At 58.4% G+C, this 1,192-nt stretch carries 2 protein-coding genes and 1 pseudogene; 2 read left to right on the forward strand and 1 reads right to left on the reverse strand.

The annotated features are described in order from the left end of the window. Positions 1 to 313, reverse strand: a pseudogene (locus A3730_RS05625) (hypothetical protein); the annotation flags it as partial. Between the two features lie 29 nt (positions 314 to 342). Between A3730_RS05625 and A3730_RS05630 the strand changes: the two are divergent. Both A3730_RS05630 and A3730_RS05635 read left to right on the forward strand, forming a co-directional pair. Further along, positions 343 to 780: a hypothetical protein gene (locus A3730_RS05630; RefSeq protein WP_063521678.1), complete on the forward strand. Its 438-nt coding sequence runs from the start codon at positions 343 to 345 to the stop codon at positions 778 to 780. A gap of 119 nt (positions 781 to 899) precedes the next feature. After that, a complete protein-coding gene (locus A3730_RS05635; protein WP_063521677.1) occupies positions 900 to 1,127 on the forward strand; it encodes a hypothetical protein in 228 nt (75 codons plus the stop codon). Positions 1,128 to 1,192 lie beyond the last annotated feature (65 nt).

The following is a 1,192-nucleotide window of genomic DNA, read 5'->3' on the forward strand; positions in this document are numbered from 1 at the left end:
CAACCGGATCGCTGGTATCCGTGGAAGCAGGAGCCTCCCGGTCACGCACCTGCTCGGCGAAAGCCGGGTCCGTGGCCATCAAACGATCATATTCCTGCTTCATTTCCAGGCTGGTGACATCCGCCGCCACATGCCGCTCCGGATGCTGCTGCGCATCTCGTTCCATCAAACCAAAGTAATCGATCTGGAATTTCACCCCGCAGGCATCAGCCAGAGCCTTGTAGTTCTCTGCCAGGTCACCGCCCCCGGCAAGCTGTTCGGCAAACCAGGCATCACCTTCACCGGGGGAAGGTTGCACCCCTTCGTAATACAACGGTATCCAGTTCGCTCGGTTACGAGATCATGAAGGCCAGCTATTTCTATTCTTTTTATCACAATGACAAAGTCGAGCTGATGGCCGGGGGCGGGCTGCACGTCTCCAGGTTCGATATCGATCTGGATGTAAAGACAGACCCAGGCGGCACGGTCTCTGCCCAGGAAACCCGCAACGCCGCCCATACCGTCCCCCTGCCCACCGTGGGCTTCGGGCTCAACTATCGGGTCAACCCGAAGCTGTACTGGTTCCTGAAAGCCGAAGGCTTTTATCTGGAGTACGACGACTGGAAAGGCCTGTTCTCTGAAATGCAGGTAGGCATGGAATACAACGTATGGCGAAACCTGGGGGTGGGCGTGGGCCTGGCCACCAGCAATCTCAATGTCACGGAAACGGCGCCACAATACACCTTCCGCTACGATAATCGACTCAGCGGCGCCAACCTCTTCCTGTCCTGGTCGCTGTAAACCACCCGCGACCATCAGAACACGAGGCAAAACGCATCAATCTCTGGACACCGGGAAAATCCGGCGTAATATCGCCGCCGCCCACAAGGGCGAACAGTGACTCACCATAAGGAAGATCGATGGCCAAAGGCCCCAAGCCCATGCACAACTGGGCAGCCATGGACCCGCTAATGCGAAAAGGCGGCGTCCACCAGGAAGCCCGCAACACCCTGCGTCCACGCATGACCACCGGCCAGGCGTTGAACGAATACGATGACTGGCAAGACGATACACATTCAACCGGCGACGAAGGGCCACACGGCCCTTCCTCGGCTTACCACCTTACCGACCACGCCCTCCCCGCCTGACTTGCTCCACCGCTCGCCTCNCTTTTGTTATTCCTGCCCTTGTCCGTTTCTGCCCGCTCCCGATG

The organism is Alcanivorax sp. HI0044, assembly GCF_001634945.1.